At 46.2% G+C, this 20512-nt stretch carries 24 protein-coding genes; 21 read left to right on the top strand and 3 right to left on the bottom strand.

Annotated features, from left to right (window positions below; translation table 11 throughout):
* The first annotated feature begins 151 nt into the window (after positions 1 to 151).
* A complete protein-coding gene (locus AB3489_RS09715; RefSeq protein WP_368292714.1) occupies positions 152 to 670 on the top strand; it encodes an HNH/ENDO VII family nuclease in 519 nt (172 codons plus the stop codon).
* Positions 657 to 1004: a DUF2185 domain-containing protein gene (locus AB3489_RS09710; RefSeq protein ID WP_368292713.1), complete on the top strand. Its 348-nt coding sequence runs from the start codon at positions 657 to 659 to the stop codon at positions 1002 to 1004. The genes AB3489_RS09715 and AB3489_RS09710 overlap by 14 nt, the downstream gene beginning before the upstream one ends.
* Positions 1005 to 1190: 186 nt before the next feature.
* Here the strand turns inward: AB3489_RS09710 and AB3489_RS09705 are convergent, their stop codons facing one another.
* Complete coding sequence (locus tag AB3489_RS09705; RefSeq protein ID WP_368292712.1) at positions 1191 to 1565, bottom strand: HNH/ENDO VII family nuclease; 375 nt, start codon at positions 1563 to 1565, stop codon at positions 1191 to 1193.
* 411 nt (positions 1566 to 1976) lie between these two features.
* On the opposite strand from AB3489_RS09705, the gene AB3489_RS09700 reads away from it, so the two are divergent.
* Together AB3489_RS09700 and AB3489_RS09695 are read left to right on the top strand one after the other, a co-directional pair.
* Positions 1977 to 2186, top strand: a complete 210-nt coding sequence (locus tag AB3489_RS09700) for a helix-turn-helix transcriptional regulator (protein ID WP_019225618.1) — start codon at positions 1977 to 1979, stop codon at positions 2184 to 2186.
* Positions 2179 to 2655: a DUF6773 family protein gene (locus AB3489_RS09695; protein ID WP_368292711.1), complete on the top strand. Its 477-nt coding sequence runs from the start codon at positions 2179 to 2181 to the stop codon at positions 2653 to 2655. Before AB3489_RS09700 ends, AB3489_RS09695 begins: the two co-directional genes overlap by 8 nt.
* A 131-nt stretch (positions 2656 to 2786) precedes the next feature.
* On the opposite strand, the gene AB3489_RS09690 is transcribed toward AB3489_RS09695, so the two are convergent.
* Both AB3489_RS09690 and AB3489_RS09685 read right to left on the bottom strand, forming a co-directional pair.
* Positions 2787 to 3254: a type II toxin-antitoxin system HicB family antitoxin gene (locus tag AB3489_RS09690; protein ID WP_368292710.1), complete on the bottom strand. Its 468-nt coding sequence runs from the start codon at positions 3252 to 3254 to the stop codon at positions 2787 to 2789.
* A gap of 10 nt (positions 3255 to 3264) precedes the next feature.
* Complete coding sequence (locus AB3489_RS09685; protein WP_368292709.1) at positions 3265 to 4170, bottom strand: DUF3102 domain-containing protein; 906 nt, start codon at positions 4168 to 4170, stop codon at positions 3265 to 3267.
* Positions 4171 to 4377: 207 nt separating this feature from the next.
* On the opposite strand from AB3489_RS09685, the gene AB3489_RS09680 reads away from it, so the two are divergent.
* The 17 genes from AB3489_RS09680 to ytvI all read left to right on the top strand — a co-directional run bounded on the left by AB3489_RS09680 (position 4378) and on the right by ytvI (position 20456).
* Entirely contained in the window at positions 4378 to 4602 is a 225-nt protein-coding gene (locus AB3489_RS09680; protein ID WP_368292708.1) for a DUF1659 domain-containing protein, read from the top strand.
* Positions 4603 to 4680: 78 nt separating this feature from the next.
* Positions 4681 to 4929, top strand: coding sequence for a DUF2922 domain-containing protein (locus AB3489_RS09675; protein ID WP_019225613.1), 249 nt, complete (start codon positions 4681 to 4683; stop codon positions 4927 to 4929).
* A gap of 215 nt (positions 4930 to 5144) precedes the next feature.
* Positions 5145 to 6272, top strand: coding sequence for a DNA-processing protein DprA (gene dprA / locus AB3489_RS09670; protein WP_368292707.1), 1128 nt, complete (start codon positions 5145 to 5147; stop codon positions 6270 to 6272).
* A 199-nt stretch (positions 6273 to 6471) separates the two neighbouring features.
* Positions 6472 to 8565 carry a type I DNA topoisomerase gene (topA, locus tag AB3489_RS09665; RefSeq protein ID WP_368292706.1) on the top strand — a complete coding sequence of 698 codons (2094 nt, stop codon included), beginning with the start codon at positions 6472 to 6474 and terminating at the stop codon, positions 8563 to 8565.
* 44 nt (positions 8566 to 8609) lie between these two features.
* Positions 8610 to 9920: a methylenetetrahydrofolate--tRNA-(uracil(54)-C(5))-methyltransferase (FADH(2)-oxidizing) TrmFO gene (gene trmFO / locus AB3489_RS09660; RefSeq protein WP_368292705.1), complete on the top strand. Its 1311-nt coding sequence runs from the start codon at positions 8610 to 8612 to the stop codon at positions 9918 to 9920.
* Between the two features lie 253 nt (positions 9921 to 10173).
* A complete protein-coding gene (xerA, locus tag AB3489_RS09655) occupies positions 10174 to 11064 on the top strand; it encodes a site-specific tyrosine recombinase/integron integrase (protein ID WP_368292704.1) in 891 nt (296 codons plus the stop codon).
* A gap of 102 nt (positions 11065 to 11166) precedes the next feature.
* Positions 11167 to 11709: an ATP-dependent protease subunit HslV gene (hslV, locus tag AB3489_RS09650; RefSeq protein ID WP_368292703.1), complete on the top strand. Its 543-nt coding sequence runs from the start codon at positions 11167 to 11169 to the stop codon at positions 11707 to 11709.
* A complete protein-coding gene (gene hslU / locus AB3489_RS09645; protein ID WP_368292702.1) occupies positions 11709 to 13091 on the top strand; it encodes an ATP-dependent protease ATPase subunit HslU in 1383 nt (460 codons plus the stop codon). The genes hslV and hslU overlap by 1 nt, the downstream gene beginning before the upstream one ends.
* Before the next feature lie 77 nt (positions 13092 to 13168).
* On the top strand, positions 13169 to 13960 hold the full coding sequence (gene codY / locus AB3489_RS09640; protein WP_368292701.1) for a GTP-sensing pleiotropic transcriptional regulator CodY: 792 nt from the start codon (positions 13169 to 13171) through the stop codon (positions 13958 to 13960).
* Positions 13961 to 13972: 12 nt separating this feature from the next.
* Positions 13973 to 14437 carry a hypothetical protein gene (locus AB3489_RS09635; RefSeq protein WP_368292700.1) on the top strand — a complete coding sequence of 155 codons (465 nt, stop codon included), beginning with the start codon at positions 13973 to 13975 and terminating at the stop codon, positions 14435 to 14437.
* 159 nt (positions 14438 to 14596) lie between these two features.
* Positions 14597 to 15334, top strand: coding sequence for a 30S ribosomal protein S2 (gene rpsB, locus AB3489_RS09630; protein WP_015044137.1), 738 nt, complete (start codon positions 14597 to 14599; stop codon positions 15332 to 15334).
* 92 nt (positions 15335 to 15426) lie between these two features.
* Entirely contained in the window at positions 15427 to 16080 is a 654-nt protein-coding gene (tsf, locus tag AB3489_RS09625; protein ID WP_025205395.1) for a translation elongation factor Ts, read from the top strand.
* Between the two features lie 129 nt (positions 16081 to 16209).
* Positions 16210 to 16926, top strand: coding sequence for a UMP kinase (pyrH, locus tag AB3489_RS09620; protein WP_025205397.1), 717 nt, complete (start codon positions 16210 to 16212; stop codon positions 16924 to 16926).
* A gap of 6 nt (positions 16927 to 16932) precedes the next feature.
* Positions 16933 to 17490, top strand: coding sequence for a ribosome recycling factor (frr, locus tag AB3489_RS09615; protein ID WP_368292699.1), 558 nt, complete (start codon positions 16933 to 16935; stop codon positions 17488 to 17490).
* Between the two features lie 305 nt (positions 17491 to 17795).
* Positions 17796 to 18557 carry an isoprenyl transferase gene (locus AB3489_RS09610; RefSeq protein ID WP_368292698.1) on the top strand — a complete coding sequence of 254 codons (762 nt, stop codon included), beginning with the start codon at positions 17796 to 17798 and terminating at the stop codon, positions 18555 to 18557.
* A gap of 10 nt (positions 18558 to 18567) precedes the next feature.
* On the top strand, positions 18568 to 19350 hold the full coding sequence (locus AB3489_RS09605) for a phosphatidate cytidylyltransferase (protein ID WP_025205402.1): 783 nt from the start codon (positions 18568 to 18570) through the stop codon (positions 19348 to 19350).
* A gap of 2 nt (positions 19351 to 19352) precedes the next feature.
* Complete coding sequence (gene ytvI, locus AB3489_RS09600) at positions 19353 to 20456, top strand: sporulation integral membrane protein YtvI (protein ID WP_368292697.1); 1104 nt, start codon at positions 19353 to 19355, stop codon at positions 20454 to 20456.
* The last annotated feature ends 56 nt before the right edge of the window (positions 20457 to 20512 follow it).

Raw genomic sequence — 20512 nt, 5'->3', positions numbered from 1 at the left:
CTAATTAAATTAAGTTTAAGACTATGCAGTTGTCAAAGACTTTATAACAGGTGTTTCAGAATCGGTTGCCAGTAACCTTAGCTTAGGAACAAGTGAAGCATTAATAAGCGATGTGCAGCTGCCAAATTCTACTGCCTATTATGTTGGAAAATTGGTTGGTGATACTGGAAGCATGCTGGCGGGGGCCGGAATAGTCACAGGAGGCGTTGGCGGAGAAATTGGCGGAGTTGCTCTTGATGCAACTGGTGTCGGAGCATTGGCAGGAGTACCAATAAACGTTGCGAGTGCGGCAGCCATTGTTTATGGCGGCGGAGTGGCCGGAAAAAGTGCATATAGTTTTGGGCAAGATGCCAAGGATTTGTTTGTGAATGCTTCAAATGGCAGTAACGAGCTACGAAGGCCTTATATTAGAAAAGGAGTTAGGCAGGAAGTTGAAAATAGAGCCGAAAAAGCAGATGATGGAAGGTTTTTGGATGCTAATGAAAAGACACCAATAGATGGCAAATATGATTTAGGACATCAACATGGAAACGAACACCGGGTAGAGGTTAAGAATGCCCAGGAAGAAGGATTGACTCAGAAAGAATTTAATGACAAAATGAATAATCCTGATCTGTACCAAGTTGAGGACCCGTCCATAAATAGGAGTCATAAATATGAGCGGAAATAAAAAAAGAGGTGGTTCTATGAAGCAAAATTTCGGGTATGTATTGGCCCCTAAAGTAGTTGTAGAAGAAAAAAGAAAAATCAGATTTATGTACCGAGAAGAACCTGATAATTTACAAGATAGTGGATGGCGGTTTTTCTCAGGTGATGAAGACCAAGAATATGTAGATAATCCAAATAACATAGCTATATATGATGTAAATACTATAATTAAGATTGACCCCGATGTTGAAGAATTCTTAGAGAGTAATTATGGTGTAGCTTTTGAAAGGCAAGATACTAAGGAAAATTTTGTGCCCTCCAAAGACTATGACTTAGAATCTAAAGAATATAATTAAACTTACCAAACAGAGTATATAAAAGAAAACAGGTTAACAGCAAAAAACTGTCGTTAACCTGTTTTTCTTTGTATAGACATCCATAATGAACCATCAGAAAAATATCTATGACAATCATTCAACTTGTTTAAAATTCACCGCTTTTCCCCGCTTCGAAAAGAAATAGGTTTTGGAAACGTTCCTCACTCAGACCAAACCGGCCTCCGGCTTAATCTGCTTATGGCACCCGAAAAGCGCCATGGTCAGAGTTCGGTAAGAAATTGTCTTTACTGGATGGCCTGGGGATTTGAAATTTTTCAAATCCCCAGGCCATCCAGTAAAGACAATGCGCCCTAAATATTTTAAGATGCTGGTCACTTTGAACGTTGCCAAGATTAAAGACACATTATAGGATTGAGTGACCTCTGCAATTGAGCCATCATTAGTCTGAAGCATATGATGTAAATTTACCGGATTCCCGTCGCTCCCAATAGGGGCAAGACCTTTATCCATTCTCTGTAGATTCGTTCTGCCACGAGCATCTACAAGGTTCGGGTCTATTATATCATTTCTTTGGTACACTTTAACGCCATCAAACTCTGTAGATGTATTCCAGAATTTCCTGGCATCTGTCGCCCCTCCACATAGAAGCTTAAGGGGAAAGAGTATGCTTCAAGTGCTGCCCAATATCAAAGATTAAATCCTGTTAAGATCCGCTCTTCTCAAAAGATAAACAATAAAACTGCGCCGCCAACACCAGCAATGCTCATCCTAAAACAGGGATGGATTCTCCGAGTACAAAAAATCGAGAGGGAGTCGATCTCCATTCGGCGTACCCATTTTTATCAGAATACGTCAGAATAACGAATAAATCAAACTGCAAGTGGGTTACAAAAGTTTTAATACAGCCAATGTCATAGAATACATTAATAATTGTAATATATATTTTACAATTATTAATGTATATGTTATCATTATCTTGGAGGAGATGACATGGGTAGAAACATTAAAATCAAGGTTGCCCGCGCGGAGCTGGATATGACACAAAAGGCTCTGGCAGAGCAAGTTGGAATATCAAGGCAAACGATGAACGCCATCGAACAGGGCGAATATAATCCGACGATCAAGCTGTGCCGCGCCATCTGCAAAGCGCTGGGGAAAAGCCTGGATGAACTGTTTGGAGAGGAGAATGAAAATGCCTAAAAATCTTCTGGATGAAATGCAGGAACAAAAATTACTGAAAATAGAGCATTACGGTGTATGGTTTTGCTTTTGGGCGCTGGGGGTGGCAATCATTGTTCAACAATTGTTGGGTTTGCCGTTTGTCCAATATGCTGGGGAGATGATCATTTTCACGATCCTTGCTGTGTATCTGCTGGTTAGCTGCCTGAAAGCGGGGATATGGGACCGTCATTTGCGGCCCACGCTCAAAACGAACCTGATCATCAGCACGATTACGGCGATCGTGTTCAGCTCGGTAGTGACAGTCATGAAATATATCAGATATGAGGCTTGTCGCGAAAACCTATTTCTAACGTTGGGGATATTTGTCATTATAGCTGTTCAACCCTTTATTTTATGCTTTATCGCCTTGTGGCTGACCAGCCGCATTTATAAGAAAAGAAGAAATTGCTTGGAGGATAACTGCGAAATAGAGAAAAATGATCGATGAAATTGATTTTTGCTGCGCGAAAGTTTGATTTTTCTCATTACGTCGCAACAAATAAGCCAGAAAAGGTTAGTCTTTATTTCGACAAACCTTTTTCTGGCTTAAATATTTACAGCCCGTAGATAGATTGTAAATTAAAACGACCCGTCTTCATTCCCGAACACTTCAGATAAATCATGAGCGTTTTCAGGCAGCATGTCAATCCCCAGCTTTTCCCTCAATACCTCCCGCATGTTCTGCACAGACATCGGCTCGTCTTTTTTCCCTAATTGGAAAAGCCAGCTGGGAAACCCGATGACTTTTCTGGCGAATTTTGGGCCGAACATTCTCCGGTACTCCGGCAGACCGGCCGCTACCTGAACAACGACAGCGTCCGCCGCGATTTCCCAGCCTGAAGTATCTGAAGCTTCGGGGATGTGCTCATACGCTTTGTCCATCCTATATAAATGATACTCCAGCCTGGGACCGGCCCAGTAATATGCCTGGATAAAATCCTCTGCTTCGTAGGCGCAGCCGGGCAGGTCCGGGAAAATAACCGTATATTTGCCGCTTATTTTATCCCGCTCAATAATGGCTGGGAAAACATATTTGCTCTTCATCATCCATCACTTCTTACTGCGTATCTCTGATGGGGCGAGTTTGCCTGCTCCACGTCTCGTCTTTAAGCCATACATCCAGAAGATCGTAAACTTTATTCTTATAAATGATATACGTCTCCTTGTCATTAGGGGCAATCTGGAGCAGCTTATGCTTTACTTCCTTGATGGTTTGATCCATGTTTTCACAGAGGAAGGCGATATGGTTGGCCCTGACTTTGAGCGAAGTATTAATGAAGTTTGTTTTCATCCGCTCGTAGCCCTTGGCGGCTGAGCTTTTTTGGAGCGATTCCAGCGAATCCTTCAGCTGCCTGGCCATTTCATTGAGTTCTTCTTTGGACGTCTTGACGTTCTCCAATTGGACCTTTAGATTGGCGAGTTCCGCTGTCAGCCCGGTGATGATACCGCTTTGGTCTTCCAATGCTTTCTGGAGATCTGTGTTCTCCTGCAGGGCTAGGTCTTTTTCCTGTAAGGCCTGGTCTTTTTCTTGCCGGGCCTGCGTCCGTTCCTTGACCGCTTTCCTGAGTTCCTGATTCGTCATGCCCTCAATATCCATATCGATGATGAATTGTTCTCGTCCTTCTTCCGGGACTCCTAAGAGGATCACCGCCTGGGAGTATGTCAAATTGCGCACTGGTGCGTAATTTGAGCTGCCGGCAGAAGCCTCGGGCAGTTTGCTCCCGTACTCTCTGAAGACCTTCATAAGTCTGTCGGCCGTACTCTGAGAGTAACTGACCGACTCCTCCAGCCACTTGCCCCATTCTCCATGCTTAAGCAGGGCCTTGGCCTCCGTCAGACGCCTTCCAATTTCGACAGCGGCGGCAAGGTAGATCCTCTCCGTCTGGTATTTGATCATGTTAATTTCAGCCGCGATGACATGCGGCGTGCGTCCGCTGATGATATCAATTACTGGATCAGTCATGATATCCACACTCCTTGGGGCTGATTTCACTCATAGGATACGTGGCCAGGCTTAAAAGTGTGACAAGCTCAGTCGTCAGGCTTTTTATTTTAGGGAAGTACCTTTTTTATTTCCCCAAATCTTTAACAACGGACAATCTTTCTCATAGGATATAAGGTCGGGAACGAACAAGCCCGGCTTGTCAACTGTTGAAGGGAGGGATGAACCATGGCAGTGACAGAAATAACGTTGGATTCGATCGTGTCAGCAAAATACCAAACCGGGACTTCGCCGGCAGGCGGCCCGGTGACCCAGAAGAAAAGCCTGAATTATGTGAAGCCTACTGCCACGAGTCAAGACATCTATGATGTTGCAGCGGCTCTATCCAGTCTGAGCCAGTATCCACTGCTGAATGTTGTGCTCAGCAAAAACTGGGAGCTTACGAATGAATAAGCAGCGGGAAATCTATCTGAAAGACTAGCTAGCTAAAGTGTGAATGCCAAGGCGATTGTCAAGGCAAATCTTTAGGAGGTGATTGAAATCGCGATTATTACAAGCAAGGTGTTAAAGCTAACGTTTCTTACCACCGGCGGCAAATCCTTCATTATTTCCGTCCCCCAGCCGAGGGAGAACCTGACGCTGGCTGAGGCCCAAACCGTGATGGAAACGGTTATAGCTAAAAATATAATTAACAGCTCCAGCGGTGAACTGGCCGCGATACGGGATATACGGGTGATTGACATGACTACTAACGATCTATACGATCCACCGGTAGCGTAAGCAATTTACCCATAGAAAAGGAGGCGCCTTTTGAACTGTACCCAGTTCTTAAGGCGCTGCCTCTTTCTTCGTTCTCTTCATTCCCAAACATCCCAGATAAAACATGAGCGGCCAACTTACCCTCGTTGGCATCCTGGATGGACAAAATGATACAAAATGAATGCTTTAGGCAGGAAAAATATGGAATATGTAGAATCGCTGTTGTTGGAGGGATCATGATGAGGATAATTCAGGAAAAAATCTTTCGAGCAAGTATTTTGACCATTTCAGGGATCGGTAGTCAAAGACTGCGTCAGCTGATAGCCTATTTTGGGAGTGCTGCTGAAGCTCTGGAAGCGCCTGCCGGTGCTTTTTCCGAGTTAGTCCACCTCGTTTGGGTGCAAGAATTTCTGCAGCACAGGGCAGAACTTGATCCTGGAGCGTTTCAGGAAAGACTTCGGAGGGAAGGTATATCTTTGGTTATGCCGGGAGAGTCAGCGTACCCATATTTACTGGCCGAGTGTCCGGATGCACCTGCCGTGTTGTTTTACAAAGGTGTGCTTCAGGCTCAGCAGGAGGGAATAGCGGTAGTGGGTGCGAGAAAGGCTTCACCCTATGGCAAAGCGGCGGCATCTTTTTTAGCCGGCGGGATTGCCGGAGAAGGTTATGCTGTGGTCAGTGGTCTGGCCCGAGGCATTGACACGGCGGCGCATCAAGGGGCGCTTGAAGCCGGTGGAATCACGTGGGCCTTTATGGCCGGAGGACTCGATACGATCTATCCACACGAAAATACGAAGCTCGCAAATTCCATCATTGAAAAAGGCGCACTATTAAGTGAGTATCCACCGGGTATTCCGCCCGAGCCAGGACAGTTTCCGGCCAGGAACAGGCTGATCAGCGGTTCGTCCCGCGGCGTCATTGTGGTCGAAGCAGCTGAAAAAAGTGGCGCGCTGATTACAGCTGACTGTGCCCTGGAACAGGGACGGGAGGTGTACGCTGTTCCAGGTCCGATCTTCAGCGAGCTAAGCCGGGGAACACATCAGCTGCTGCGGATGGGCGCAAAAGTAACGGAGGACATGAGGGATGTACTGAGCGAACTGGCTCCGTTCACACCCGAAAGCAGGCTAGCAGAAGTTCCGGCATGTCTAGAAGGAATGACTCGGGTAAGGTCTAAGGGAATGATGCAAACAGAATCGAAATGGGCTGAAATCCTGGGGTGCTTAAGCGATGTCCCGCTGCATATTGACCGGTTGGCTGTCTTATGCCGGCTTCCGGCTCAGGACATTGCACTGGGACTGCTGGAGCTCCAGCTTGCCGGAGAGATTTTGCAGCTGCCAGGCCAGCATTATGTCCTTCAACGTTAAAAATGCTATTCATTTTTATAATATTTTGTTTTACCATTGTGGTTTTGAAAATAAATGGTATAATTTGTGTTGCTATTTTTTTTAAGGGTTAAATCAGAAACGATGCATAGGATTAAGGAAGATAAATTCGTAATATTAATCAAATTTTAAACAATATTGATACAATAGAATTACATTGAGAGAAATCATGAGGTGAAGCATGTCGAAAACTTTGGTTATCGTTGAATCCCCGGCCAAGGCAAAATCTATCAGCAAATTCTTGTCTAAGAATTATACGGTCAAAGCTTCCATGGGGCATTTGCGGGATTTGCCAAAGAGCCAGATCGGGGTTGATGTCGATCATAATTTTGAGCCGAAATACATTGCAATCAGAGGACGCGGCGATTTGGTCAAAGAGCTTAAAGCTGCAGCTAAAACTGCCGATCGTGTCTTGCTGGCGTCCGACCCCGACAGGGAAGGTGAAGCGATTGCCTGGCACTTGACGCACTTGCTCGGTCTGAATCCCGAAGAGCTAAGCAGGATCGAATTTCATGAAATAACAAAACCAACGATTCAAAATGCCGTAAAGAATCCCCGTAAACTGGATATACATCTCGTAGATGCCCAGCAGGCACGCAGGGTTTTGGACAGACTGGTGGGCTACAAATTAAGCCCGCTTCTGTGGCGGAAAGTTAAAAAAGGTTTAAGTGCCGGACGTGTTCAATCTGTTGCGGTCAGAATGATCTGTGACAGAGAAGAAGAAATCCGCAACTTTGAACCGGAAGAGTACTGGACTCTGGATGCGGATTTTTTGTGTCGGGGCGGCAGTTTTGTTGCCAAACTGCTTCATAAGCAGGGAAAAAAGATGACAATTTCGAGCCGCGAGCAGATGGATGAAGTATTGCAGGAACTCCGGGCGGCCGCATTCACGGTCGGAGAGGTGAAAACGAAGGAAAAACGAAAACAGCCGGCACCTCCTTTTACGACCAGCAGTCTTCAGCAGGAGGCCTACCGCAAATTAAACTTTACACCTAAAAAGACGATGATGCTGGCCCAGCAGCTCTATGAAGGACTTGATCTCGGGAAGACCGGTACGGTCGGATTAATTTCGTATATGCGTACGGACTCTGTCCGGATCGCCGACACTGCACAGGAAGAGGCCAAAGGTTTTATCATCGAGACTTACGGCGAAACCTATTATCCCGAGGAGCCGAGGAAATTTGCCAGCAAAGGCCGGACCCAGGAAGCGCACGAGGCAATCAGACCGACATCCGCTCTCAGAACGCCTGAATCCGTCAAAGGCTTTCTCGGACGAGAGCAGTTCAAGCTTTACCGGCTGATCTGGGACCGTTTTGTCGCCAGTCAGATGAGTGCGGCGGTTTATGATACGATTACCGTAGACGTTCTGGCCGGTGATTACCTTTTAAGAGCCAATGCTTCAGCCGTGAAGTTTCCGGGATATCTCACTGTCTATGAAGAAAGCACCGATGAACCGGAAAAACTGGATAATGAGGAAAACTGCTTGAAAGGAGATCTCGCCATCGGGCAGAAGCTGCAGTTAAGGCAGCTTCAGGAGAAGCAGCATTTCACCGAACCCCCGGCGCGTTTTACTGAGGCAACCTTGGTCCGAAAAATGGAGGAAGAGGGGATCGGGCGTCCGAGTACGTATGCGCCGACGATTGAAACGATTCAAACGAGGGGCTATGTAGCAAAGGAAGACAAGAAACTTGTTCCAACCGAACTAGGTGAAATTGTGATTAACTTGCTGAAAGAGCATTTTCCGGATATTGTCGACCAGGAGTTTACAGCCAACATGGAGGAGAAACTTGACGATATCGAAGACGGAAAATCGGATTGGAAGAAAATTGTCGGAGAATTTTACGGCCCGTTTGCCGAGACACTTGATAAAGCTGAGCAGAAGATCGGCAAAATCAAAGTTGAGGATGAAGTTTCAGATGAGGTCTGTGAACTTTGCGGCAGGAATATGGTCATCAAGATGGGACGGTTCGGAAAGTTTTTGGCTTGCCCTGGTTTTCCTGACTGCCGGAATGCGCGACCTTTACTCGAGGAAATCGGCGTGAACTGCCCGAAATGCGGAGAAAAACTTGTCGTCAGGAGATCGAAAAAAGGACGTAAGTTTTACGGCTGCAGCAAATACCCGGACTGTGATTTTATTTCCTGGGAGAAACCGGCACCTCACCCTTGTCCGGAGTGCGGCGGGGTAATGACCGAGAAAAGTACCAGAAAAAACAAGAAATATGTCTGCACCAATCATGACTGCAGGTTTACCGAAGAAATCAAAGAAACAGAATAAAAATGAGAATCTAAGAACGATACTACACGACTAGGATGGGTACTATGGCAAAAGCGACAATCATTGGCGCGGGCCTTGCGGGGCCCGAAGCTGCCTGGCAGATGGCCCAGCGCGGGATTGACGTCGATCTTTATGAAATGCGTCCACTGAAAAACACACCGGTTCATCAAACGGAACAATTTGCCGAGCTGGTCTGCAGCAATTCGCTGAGGGCTGCCGGCCTTGAAAATGCTGTCGGGCTGCTCAAGGAAGAAATGAGGCGTCTGAATTCGCTGATCATGGCGGCAGCAGACCAGACTTCTGTACCGGCCGGAGGGGCTTTAGCTGTTGACAGGAATCTTTTTGCGCAAATGGTTACCGATAAGATCTCCGGTCATCCGAATATTAATATCATCCGCGAGGAAGTGAAAACGATTCCGGCGGACGAAAAAGTGATCATTGCCACAGGGCCGCTGACAACGGATGAACTTGCTGCGGATATTCTGCGACTGACCGGGAAAGAGGCGTTGTCTTTCTTTGATGCGGCGGCACCGATTGTCGATCTTGAGACCGTTGATCTGTCCAAAGCTTTTTGGGCATCCCGCTATGACAAAGGCGAGGCGGATTATCTGAATTGCCCGCTCAGCAAAGAAGAGTATGAAACTTTTTATGAGGACCTGATTCAAGCCGAAGCTGCCGAGGTTCAGGGTTTTGAAAAAAATCTGGTGTTTGAAGGCTGTATGCCGATCGAGGTCATGGCCCAGCGCGGGCCCATGACGATGGCGTTCGGGCCGTTAAAACCTGTCGGGATCATGAACCCGCATACCGGTAAACAACCGTTTGCTGTTGTTCAGCTGCGGAAAGAAAATATCCAGGGAAGCCTTTTGAATTTAGTTGGCTTCCAGACGCATTTAAAGTGGAGCGAACAAAAACGCGTGTTCAGACTGATACCAGGCTTAGAACACGCTGAGTTCGTACGTTACGGCGTCATGCACAGGAATTCGTTCCTGAATGCGCCTGAAGTCCTAAATGCTGATTTTAGCTGCCGGGTGAAGCCGGATCTGTTTTTTGCCGGTCAGATTACCGGCGTGGAAGGCTATGTCGAATCAGCAGCCAGCGGGCTTTTAGCCGGATTGAATATGGCCCGCCTGCTGAACGGGCAGGATACGCTTGTCTTCCCGCCTGAAACAGCACTTGGCGGACTCGCCCGCCATTTAGAAGGCTCGCCCAGTGTTCATTTTCAGCCGATGAATATGAACTTTGGTCTAATCACTCCTCTTGGAGAACGAATCAAAGGAAAACGCGAAAAAAATGCAAGGTTATCAGCAAGGGCGCTGCACGAACTGGAAAGATTCATCGAAGAAAAACAACTCTAGTACATTGATCTTTTAATAATTTGACAAATATATTTATTTGGGTCTGGTCTGCGCGCCACATTCCGCTCTCGGCAGATAGCGCCCTCCATGGCGCTAACTGCCGCGCTCCGCATCCATGCTCCGCTTACGCTGGAACTGTGGCACAACAGCCGAAAGCGGTCATCCATTACGGAGACTAACCCGAACCATAGGCTTTACGGTCTACTACATTATAAAACGGTCTACTACATTATAAATATGGGTGGTGAAACAGGTGCTGGCAGATAAGGCCCTTGATTTGTTCTCCGCTTACCTTAAAACCAGAAATTCCTCCGAACTGACGATTTCCGCTTATCAGAGTGATATCATTCAGTTCATGGAATTCTCTGCCCATGAACTCGGAATTGAAACCGAAAGTCTTGAAGTTAACCAGATTGATAAATATATTGTCCGCAGTTACATTGGTCAGATGACGGAAAGGGAACTGAAAAGAAAAAGCATTGCCCGAAAAATCGCTGCAATGCGTTCTTTTTTTAAATTTCTCTGCCGTGAAGAAATTGTCAGCCAGAACCCTGTACAGAAAATTGCAACGCCCAAAGTCGGCAAAAATCTCCCGCGTTTTCTTTTCCAGGAGCATATGGAAAAGCTTTTGGAAGCTTCAAATCAGGATGAAAAGAACGGACTGCGCGACCAGGTGATTGTCGAACTGCTTTATGGTTCAGGACTTAGAGTAAGCGAGCTTGTCAGCTTGAATAAATCAGATGTGGATCTTGATGGCAGCCTGATCAGGGTGTTCGGGAAAGGGAAAAAGGAGCGGATTGTTCCTTTGACGGAACCGGCGGAAGAGGCGGTCAAAAGATACCTGCTGCAGCGGGATGATCGACAGGAAGCGCTGATTTTAAACTACAAAGATATGCGGCTAAGTTCGCGCTCAGTGCGCCGGATCCTGGACAAACTGGAGAAAACCGCTAAGCTTAACCAGCATGTTCATCCGCATATGCTCCGTCATACATTTGCAACGCACCTGCTGGAGGGCGGCGCGGATTTAAGAAGTGTTCAGGAGCTGCTGGGGCATAAAAAATTGTCTTCAACCCAGATTTACACGCACCTGTCCAGGGAAAAACTTCGGAGCGTCTACCTGAAAGCTCATCCGAGAGCAAAATGAAGTAATATTTAGAATATTCATAAAAGCTACTGCATTTTTGAAAATTACCCTTGACTCTTCAGAAAATAATAAGTACACTGCAAATTGAGGGGGAACATATTCATGTTTCATGCAACGACGATTATCGCAATCAAAAAGGGATCAAAAGTGGCTATTGCAGGTGACGGCCAGGTTACCATGGGACAAGCGACAGTGATGAAGCATACGGCCCGTAAGATTCGCCGTTTGTATCAAGGAAAAGTCCTGGCGGGATTTGCTGGTTCTGTGGCCGATGCTTTTACGCTTTTCGAAAAATTTGAAGGAAAGCTCGAGGAATATCACGGCAATTTGCAGAGAGCGTCTGTAGAGTTGGCCAAAGAATGGCGGACGGACAGGATGCTCAGAAACCTTGAGGCATTGCTGATCGTGGCCGATAAAAATACGATTTTGCTGATTTCCGGCTCAGGGGAAGTCATTGAGCCTGACGACGGTATTGCCGCGATTGGATCAGGCGGGAATTACGCGCTGGCCGCGGCGCGCGCCCTGAATACACATACGGATCTTAACGCGGGAGAGCTTGTCAGGGAAGCCATGAAAGTGGCTGCCTCTATTTGTGTTTATACCAATGAAAATATTGTCGTGGAAGAACTGGAGGACGTGGACTGATGGAACAGCTTACACCAAAGGAAATCGTCGCCGAACTGGATAAATATATCGTTGGGCAAAAACAGGCCAAAAGAGCCGTAGCCATTGCTCTGCGCAACAGATACCGCCGCTCGCTTCTACCTGCAGCCCTGCAGGAGGATGTTCTTCCGAAGAATATTTTAATGATCGGGCCTACGGGGGTAGGCAAGACAGAGATTGCCCGGCGCCTGGCTAAGCTCGTCAAGGCTCCGTTTACCAAAGTGGAAGCCACGAAGTTTACCGAAGTCGGCTATGTCGGCAGGGACGTTGAATCAATCATCCGGGATTTGACCGAGATCGCTTTACGCATGGTCAAAAGCGAAAAAATGCAAGAAGTTGAAGCTCAGGCTGAGGTGAACGCGGAGAAACGTCTTCTAACAATACTTGTCCCGGGCAAAAAGAAAGAATCATCCAATATTAATCCATTTCAGTATTTATTCAACCAGGATAATGAACCGGAAAAAGAAAGCCCTGCTTCTCCGGAAGTAGAAAAAGACAGGGAATTCCTCAGAGAAAAGCTTCAAAAAGGAGAGCTCGAGGAGCATACCCTTGAGATCGAAGTTGAAGAAAGTTCTCAATATACGGATATGCTTGGTGCTTCAGGCATGGAGCTCGGCGTCAACATTCAGGACATGATGGCCGGAATGTTTCCGAAGAAACGCAAAAAACGCAAAGTAACAGTCAAAGAAGCCCGCAGAATTCTGGCTCAGGAAGAGGCCCAGAATCTGATTGACCAAGATGAGGCGGTGCAGGAAGCCATTCGTCGGACAGAGCAGGAAGGCATTGTTTTTATCGACGAAATTGATAAGATTGCCGGCAAGGAATCTTCAGGCGGTCCTGATGTTTCCCGCGGAGGGGTTCAGCGAGATATTCTGCCGCTGATTGAAGGATCCACCGTAATGACCAAGTACGGTCCTGTCCGTACGGATCATATTCTGTTTATTGCTGCAGGCGCTTTCCACGTAGCGAAACCTTCCGATCTGATACCGGAACTCCAGGGAAGATTGCCGATCCGTGTCGAGCTGGAATCGTTGAGTGTTGCAGATTTTAAACGGATTCTGATTGAACCGCAGGCTTCACTGATTAAACAGTATGGCGCGCTGCTCTCTACAGAGGGCATAGACGTCATTTTTTCCGAGAATGCGATTGAAGAAATAGCCCAGATCGCTTACAATGTCAACGCTTACACGGAAAATATCGGGGCACGGAGACTGCATACCATCGTCGAAAAAGTTTTGGAAGAGCTTTCGTTTGAAGCTTCAGAACTGCCGGAGGATTATTCCATCACCATTAACCGGGAGTATATCCAGAAACGGGTCGGCGATGTTGCGAAGAATCAGGACCTGTCAAATTACATTCTTTAAATTCGTATTTGTTTCAAAATTATTACCATATAGTTCAAGTTTTTGAGTTCTGAGTACCAAGAATAGGGGGGTAATCTGTGGAAATTTTACTAGAAAAGACCAGAAAAATTAGCGGACTCATTCAGCGTGCTGCCGGAAAACCTGTGGATTTTGACGAGATGGCCAAAGTACTAAGTCAGGAGATTGCTGCCAACTGTTATATTGTCGGACGCAGGGGAAAAATCCTCGGCTACAGCTTCATGGACGATTTTCACTGCGGGGAAATGGAACAAATCGTTCTTCATACGGAAAGATTTCCGGAAAGCTACAATGAAGGTCTGCTAAAAACAACCGAAACAAAAGCAAACACAACGCAAGTTGCGAATGCTTGTGTATTCAGCAAACATCATGAGTGTGTTTTCGGCAATAAGATGACAACAATTGTGCCGATTCTCGGAGGCGGAGACAGGGTCGGGACGCTCGTTCTGGCCAAATTTGGCAAGCAGTTTCGGTCGGAGGATCTGATCCTTGCTGAATATGGCGCTACGGTGATTGGTATGGAGATCCTGCGCGTCAAGGCTGAACAAGCGGAGGAAGAAGCCCGCAAGAAAGCCGCAGTCCAAATTGCGGTGGGAACACTGTCTTACTCGGAACTCGAGGCCGTTGAGCATATTTTTGCTGAACTGGGCGGCGGCGAGGGGCTGCTGGTAGCCAGCAAAATTGCCGACAGGGTTGGCATTACCCGTTCGGTAATTGTCAACGCGCTGCGCAAGTTTGAATCAGCAGGCGTGATTGAATCAAAGTCTCTCGGAATGAAAGGCACGTATATCAAGGTTCTGAATGACTATCTGCTGGACGAGCTGGATAAGTACATTAAACGGCATCGTTAAAGAGAAGGGTAAATGATTATGGATGCGCAAGAATATGGTTACCGCATGAAACCTTTGGTAATTCCGGGAGTGCTATATATCATCCTGTATCCGCTGCTGATTGGAGGGATACTCTTTTTCTATGCTTTGCCGACGCTTTATTTGCTGGTCCTTTCCGGAATTTATGCTGTTACGATTCTCTTGATCCTGTTGATCTGGTTGACGGCGAAAACGAAACGGATTGTTATTGATGATCGTGCGATCATCTTCCGGTCCTTATTCCGGAAAAAGGCATTTGAACCGAAAGATATCCGCAAAGCCTCATTCTTTTGGACCAAAAATAATGAAGAAATTGTGATGCTTAAAGCCGGGAATAATAAAGTATATTACCTTACTGATCTTTATTTCCCCTATAATGAACTGCTTACAGATTTAGAGGAGTTTATCATCTCTCATAATATCCGGTCCAATCTGGCCGCCCATTACGGGATTAATTAAAGTTGCATTCGGGAGTAGGGTATGATATTCTATTCGCAGTGTGATTTTTTGGAGTACACACGCAGTGGGACTTAGCGTACAGGTTCTTTGCGTAAGCAAAGGGTACCAGGAATGAACCTGCGGAGGAAAAAAACAAATGAAGAGAGGAGGTGTAACACAATGGCTGTAATTTCTATGAAGCAACTCTTAGAAGCCGGTGTACACTTCGGGCACCAGACCCGCCGCTGGAATCCTAAAATGGCTCGTTACATTTTTACGGAGAGAAATGGTATCTATATCATTGACCTTCAGAAAACCGTTAAAAAAGTTGACGAGGCCTTCAATTTTATCCGGGATGCCGCAGTAAACGGCGGAACTGTGCTGTTTGTAGGTACAAAAAAGCAGGCTCAGGAATCTGTGAAAGAAGAAGCTGAACGTTGCGGCATGTATTTCGTTAACGAGCGCTGGCTCGGCGGAATGCTGACGAACTTCCAGACGATTCAAAAGAGAGTTCAGAGACTGCATCAGCTCGAAAGAATGGAAGCAGAAGGCGTTTTTGAAGTTCTTCCTAAGAAGGAAGTCGCTGCGCTGCGCCATGAAATGGGTAAGCTGGAAAGATTCCTTGGCGGCATCAAAAACATGAAAAAACTTCCTGATGTTTTATTCATCGTTGATCCGCGCAAAGAAAGAATTGCCGTTGCTGAGGCAAGAAGATTAAATATTCCGATCGTAGGAATTGTCGATACCAACTGTGATCCTGACGAGATCGATGTTGTGATTCCTGCCAATGATGACGCGATCCGGGCTGTAAAACTGCTCACCGCGAAAATGGCTGATGCCATCATCGAAGGACAACAGGGAAGTCTTGACAATACCGAAGAAGTTGAAGAGAGCAATCAAACCGAAGACGAAGAATAGTTAATAAAACAGGGTGAGATTGGGGTATGTTCTTCATGACTTACCCTGTTTTTATATGTGTCGTGAAGTATTCAATAAAGGAGGGTTACCGTATGGCTGAAGTTACTTCTTCTCAGGTGAAAGAACTCAGGGAAAGAACCGGAGCCGGAATGATGGACTGCAAAAAGGCATTGACCGAATGTAATGCCGATATGGACAAAGCGATAGATTTCTTAAGAGAAAAAGGGCTGGCTGCTGCTGCGAAAAAAGAAGGACGAATTGCTGCCGAAGGGACTGTAGAAGCCTACATTCATGGGGGCGGTAGAATTGGTGTTTTGCTCGAATTAAACTGCGAAACCGACTTTGTGTCCCGTGGAGATGAATTTAAGCAGCTGACTAAGGATATTGCGATGCAGATCGCCGCAGCTAAACCGCTTTATGTCAATAAAGAAGATGTTCCGGCTGACGTTGTTGCCCATGAAAAAGAAATATTTAGGGCTCAGGCATTGAATGAAGGGAAACCGGAAAAAATCGTCGACAAGATGGTTGACGGTCGCATAGAGAAGTTCTATAAGGAAGTTTGTCTTGTAGAACAGCCTTTTATCAAGGACCCCGATGTTTTAGTCAAAGACCTGATCATGGCTAAGATTGCCAAGATCGGTGAGAAAATAGCTATTCGCAGATTTACCCGCTATGAGTTGGGTGAAGGAATTGAAAAGCGCCAGGATAATTTTGCCGATGAAGTCATGAAAGAAATAAATCGATAAGAGAACACTTCGGTGTTCTCTTTTTTAGGGGGATCAGAAAGGTTCATTGCTTTCTATTATATCTAAGTGCAGCGGACAAGAGGATTTTTATCTTTGGTGTAGAAATAAACTAAGTACGGAGGTTCGTTTATGACAGATGCACGTTACCGCCGCATAGTGTTGAAACTAAGCGGAGAAGCACTTGCCGGGGAGCAGGGTTTTGGAATTGCGCACAGCATGCTGGAGTCTGTTGCCAGACAGATTTCTGAAGTTCAGAAGCTTGGTGTGGAAATGGCACTGGTCGTTGGCGGAGGAAATATTTGGCGGGGAATCGCCGGGAGTTCTCAGGGAATAGACCGGACAACTGCTGATTATATGGGAATGCTCGCTACTGTAATGAATGCCCTAGCGCTGCAGGATGTTCTGGAACAACACAATATTGTCACGAGAGTATTGTCGGCGATTGAGATGAGGCAGGTAGCAGAACCTTATATCAGAAGAAGAGCGATCCGCCATATGGAAAAGGGCCGTATTATCATTTTTGCAGCAGGGACAGGCAATCCCTATTTTTCGACAGATACGACGGCGGCTTTGCGGGCTGCGGAGATTGAAGCAGACGTTATTTTAATGGCCAAACAGGTTGACGGCGTATTTGACAGTGATCCGATGAAGAATCCTGATGCCAAAAAATTTGAAAGACTGACCTATCTTGATGTGCTCAGCAAAGGGCTGGGTGTGATGGACTCGACAGCAACTTCGTTGTGTATGGACAATGACATTCCAATCATTGTTTTTAACTTGAAAGAAAATGGCAATATTATTAAAGCACTTAAGGGAGAACCGATAGGTACCTATGTAGGGAGGTAACGAAAAATGCTCAATGATTTTCTGAATGACGCTGAAGAAAAAATGCATAAAACAGAGGAGGTACTCAAGAAGGACCTCGCATCTGTCAGGGCAGGAAGGGCGAATCCGGCAGTTCTGGACAAAGTTTCTGTTGATTATTACGGGACTCCTACCCCGATTAACCAGCTGGCCAATGTCTCAGTTCCTGACCCACGGATGATCACCATTCAGCCCTGGGATAAATCTTCGATTAAGGATATTGAGAAGGCGATTCTTAAATCCGATCTTGGACTTACGCCTTCGAATGATGGCATGGTCATCAGGCTAAATATTCCGCAATTGACAGCGGAACGCCGTGCAGAGATTGTCAAGACGGTTAAGAAGAAAGCGGAAGATGCTAAGGTTGCTGTCCGGAATATCAGACGGGAGCTTATTGATGAGATAAAACAGCTCGAGAAGGACAAAACTGTCTCTGAGGACGATTCTAAAAAAGGACAGGAAAAAGCGCAGAAACTTACCGATAAAACTGTGAAGGATATTGACGAGATCCTCGAGAAAAAAGAAAAAGAAATTATGGAAGTGTAGCGTGTTGCGCTGGCTCGGAAAAAAGTGGGACGACGTTGAAGGGGAATTGACACAAGAAAGCGCGAATTTCTGTTATGAGATAACCAGCCCTGTAGGAAAGGCTGTTCCCTGTGGAGATTTACGTGTGGCCAGAATAAGTTGTACCAATGGTTATTTGAAATTTATTCTAATCCATGATAGATTTATAAGGTAGTTTTTTATTTGGCCCCCTACGGAACAGGGGGTCTTTCCGCAGCCGTTCCAGTATCTTGTCAGCTCTAAAATGCATGACATGGTACTAAGTACAGATATAAAGAGGAATGCTTGTGATAATCTGGAAAAAAGACAGTGGAGATGTTCAGCTGAAAAACATTGATATGAAAAGAATCCCTCGGCATCTGGCAATCATTATGGACGGAAACGGAAGATGGGCCCAGCAGAAAGGATTGCCTCGTTCTGTCGGTCACCGGGCCGGAGTAGAAGCACTGCGGGAGGTCGTCAGGGGCAGTGATGAGCTTGGAATCAAATATCTGACCGTATATGCTTTTTCGACCGAGAACTGGAAAAGGCCGCAGTCGGAGATCGGGATTCTTATGTCGCTCTTGAAGGAGTATATCCGCAAAGAGCTTGCTGAGCTGCATGCGAACAATGTTAAGATATGCATTTTCGGGCAGGAAGAAGATATACCGAAGGATGTCCTGAAGGCTTATAACGGGGCTTGTGAAAAAACAAAGAACAATACCGGATTAGTGCTGAATGTAGCTCTGAATTACGGAAGCAGGATCGAAATCCTCAAAGCAGTCAAGGAAGTTGCGCAGGAGGTCCAAAGCGGAGCGTTGAATGTTCAGCAAATTACCGAGGAAATATTTGAAAAGCATTTGTATACGAAAGATTGTCCTGATCCGGAGCTTCTCGTCAGGACTTCAGGTGAAATGCGCTTAAGCAATTATCTGCTCTGGCAGGCCGCCTATTCAGAAATCGTGATTGTGAATGAATGCTGGCCGGATTTTAACAGAGCATCATTATTTGAAACGATTCGGATTTTTCAAAACCGGGAACGCAGGTTTGGCGGCGTAAAAGAAGGTTGAGGGATAGAAAATGGTTAAGAGAATCTTGAGTGCTCTGATCGGAGCCCCCCTTTTATTGGTTTTAACTTGGCTCGGAGGATGGTATTTGTCCATTGCTGTTGTGATTCTCGCTTTACTTGGACTTAAAGAGTTTTTGCAGATTGGACAAAAAGCCGGTTTAGTAAACAAGTTATGGCCAGCGGTCGTGTACAGCATCTTGTGGCTGGCTATTTTTCTTCTTGGCCGCACGGAATGGATGCTGCCGCTGGCGATCATATGGTTCATGCTGACATTTGGAAGTTATGCGCTGCGCTATCCAAATCAGTCTTTAGCGTCTTCAACGTATTATTTTCTGGCGCTGATTTATCCGGTCTTTCTGTTTACCTATCTCTACTCCTTAAGAGAATTTGGCGTTTCTTGGTGTTTTCTTGTTTTCTTACTGGTCTGGCTCACAGATACCGGAGCTTTTTTTGTCGGCAATACGTTTGGCAAAAGAAAGCTTGCCCCGAAAGTCAGCCCGAACAAGACAGTCGAAGGGGCTGTTGGTGGCCTAGTGATGGCTTTAGCCTGCGGTTTTGTTTTCTGGTTGATTACCAAGCAAGCAACGCTCCCGGCTATCCTTGTCCTGTCACTCTTGACCGGCATTGCCTCCCAGATCGGTGATCTTTTTGAATCCGCACTGAAACGGACTGCCGGGGTGAAGGATTCCGGCAGGCTGATCCCAGGCCATGGCGGTATCCTGGATCGCTTTGACAGCTTTTTGTTTGCGCTGCCATTGGTGTTTTTTTCTATTAACCTAGGATTGGTGGGATAAGCATGAACGATACGACCAAGAACTCCCTAAGGGTGAATCTGAACAGGTTGGTTATGATTGCAGCTGCATTACTCGGCCTGAAACTTTTTACCTATACGATCGTCGAGTTTTTCCCTGTCTTTGGCTCAACGCTTGGAACAGTGGTCTCGGCTCTGCTGCCCTTTATTTTGGCATTTATCATTTCTTTTCTGCTGGAACCGCTTATATTAAAACTGATTAATGTGCTCAAAATCAAGAGAACCTACGCATCTTTGGTTGTAGTTGTCCTGGTCTTAATTATATTTGTGCTGCTGCTGGTTTTGTTCGGGAGCCGGATATACCGCGAGTTAGCCGAACTATATACCGCTTTTCCGATGATTTATCAACAGACCTTGGCAATGCTGACAGAAAAGATCGGCTTAATTCAGCAGTTTATTCAGCTGAATCCTGAGATCAACAGTGCGATTCAGTCCAATATGGAAAAAATACTCGCGGCACTCCAGGTCATTCTTAAAAACGGCAGTCTTGGCTTGCTGAATTTTCTGGGTGCGCTGCCGGGCTTGATGTTTGTGATTGTGATTACAACTGTAGCAACACTGCTGACGAGCATGAGTTTTCCGGCCGTTAAGGAATGGCTGTTTGGCAGGGTAAAAGGGAAATATCTTGGCAAAACCAGACAAATTGCTGCAGACCTTGGTTCAGCACTGGTAGGATTCTTAAGAGCTCAGACCTTTCTTGTCTGCATCACATTCGCTGTGATCACAATTGGACTGTTGATCATCGGTAATAGCTATGCCTTTACGCTTGGCATTCTGGCCGGCCTGCTCGATCTGATACCGGTTATCGGACCGGCCCTTATATTTATCCCGTGGATCCTGGTACTGCTTTTTACCGGCAGCATTGCCTCAGCAGTCAAACTCTTGGTCATCTACCTTGCCGCTACAGTGATCCGGCAGGTCCTGGAACCAAAGATTTTGTCTCAAAATATCGGGCTGCATCCGCTAGCCACCCTGATGTCCATGTATATTGGATTGAATCTTTTCGGAGCAGTAGGACTGATCATCGGCCCCGCTCTGGTCGTCATGTATGAAGCCGTCAGGAAAGCCGGCTTTTTTAAGGGAGAATAGCAAAGCTATTCTCTAACCTAGATAGATTATGTACTAGGTAGACCATCGCTATTTTT

It is taken from the genome of Dehalobacter sp. TBBPA1 (assembly GCF_040931655.1).
Classification (GTDB): domain Bacteria; phylum Bacillota; class Desulfitobacteriia; order Desulfitobacteriales; family Syntrophobotulaceae; genus Dehalobacter; species Dehalobacter restrictus.
Note: the sequence above shows the minus strand (reverse complement) of the source record. Positions and strands in the feature narration are given on the sequence as shown.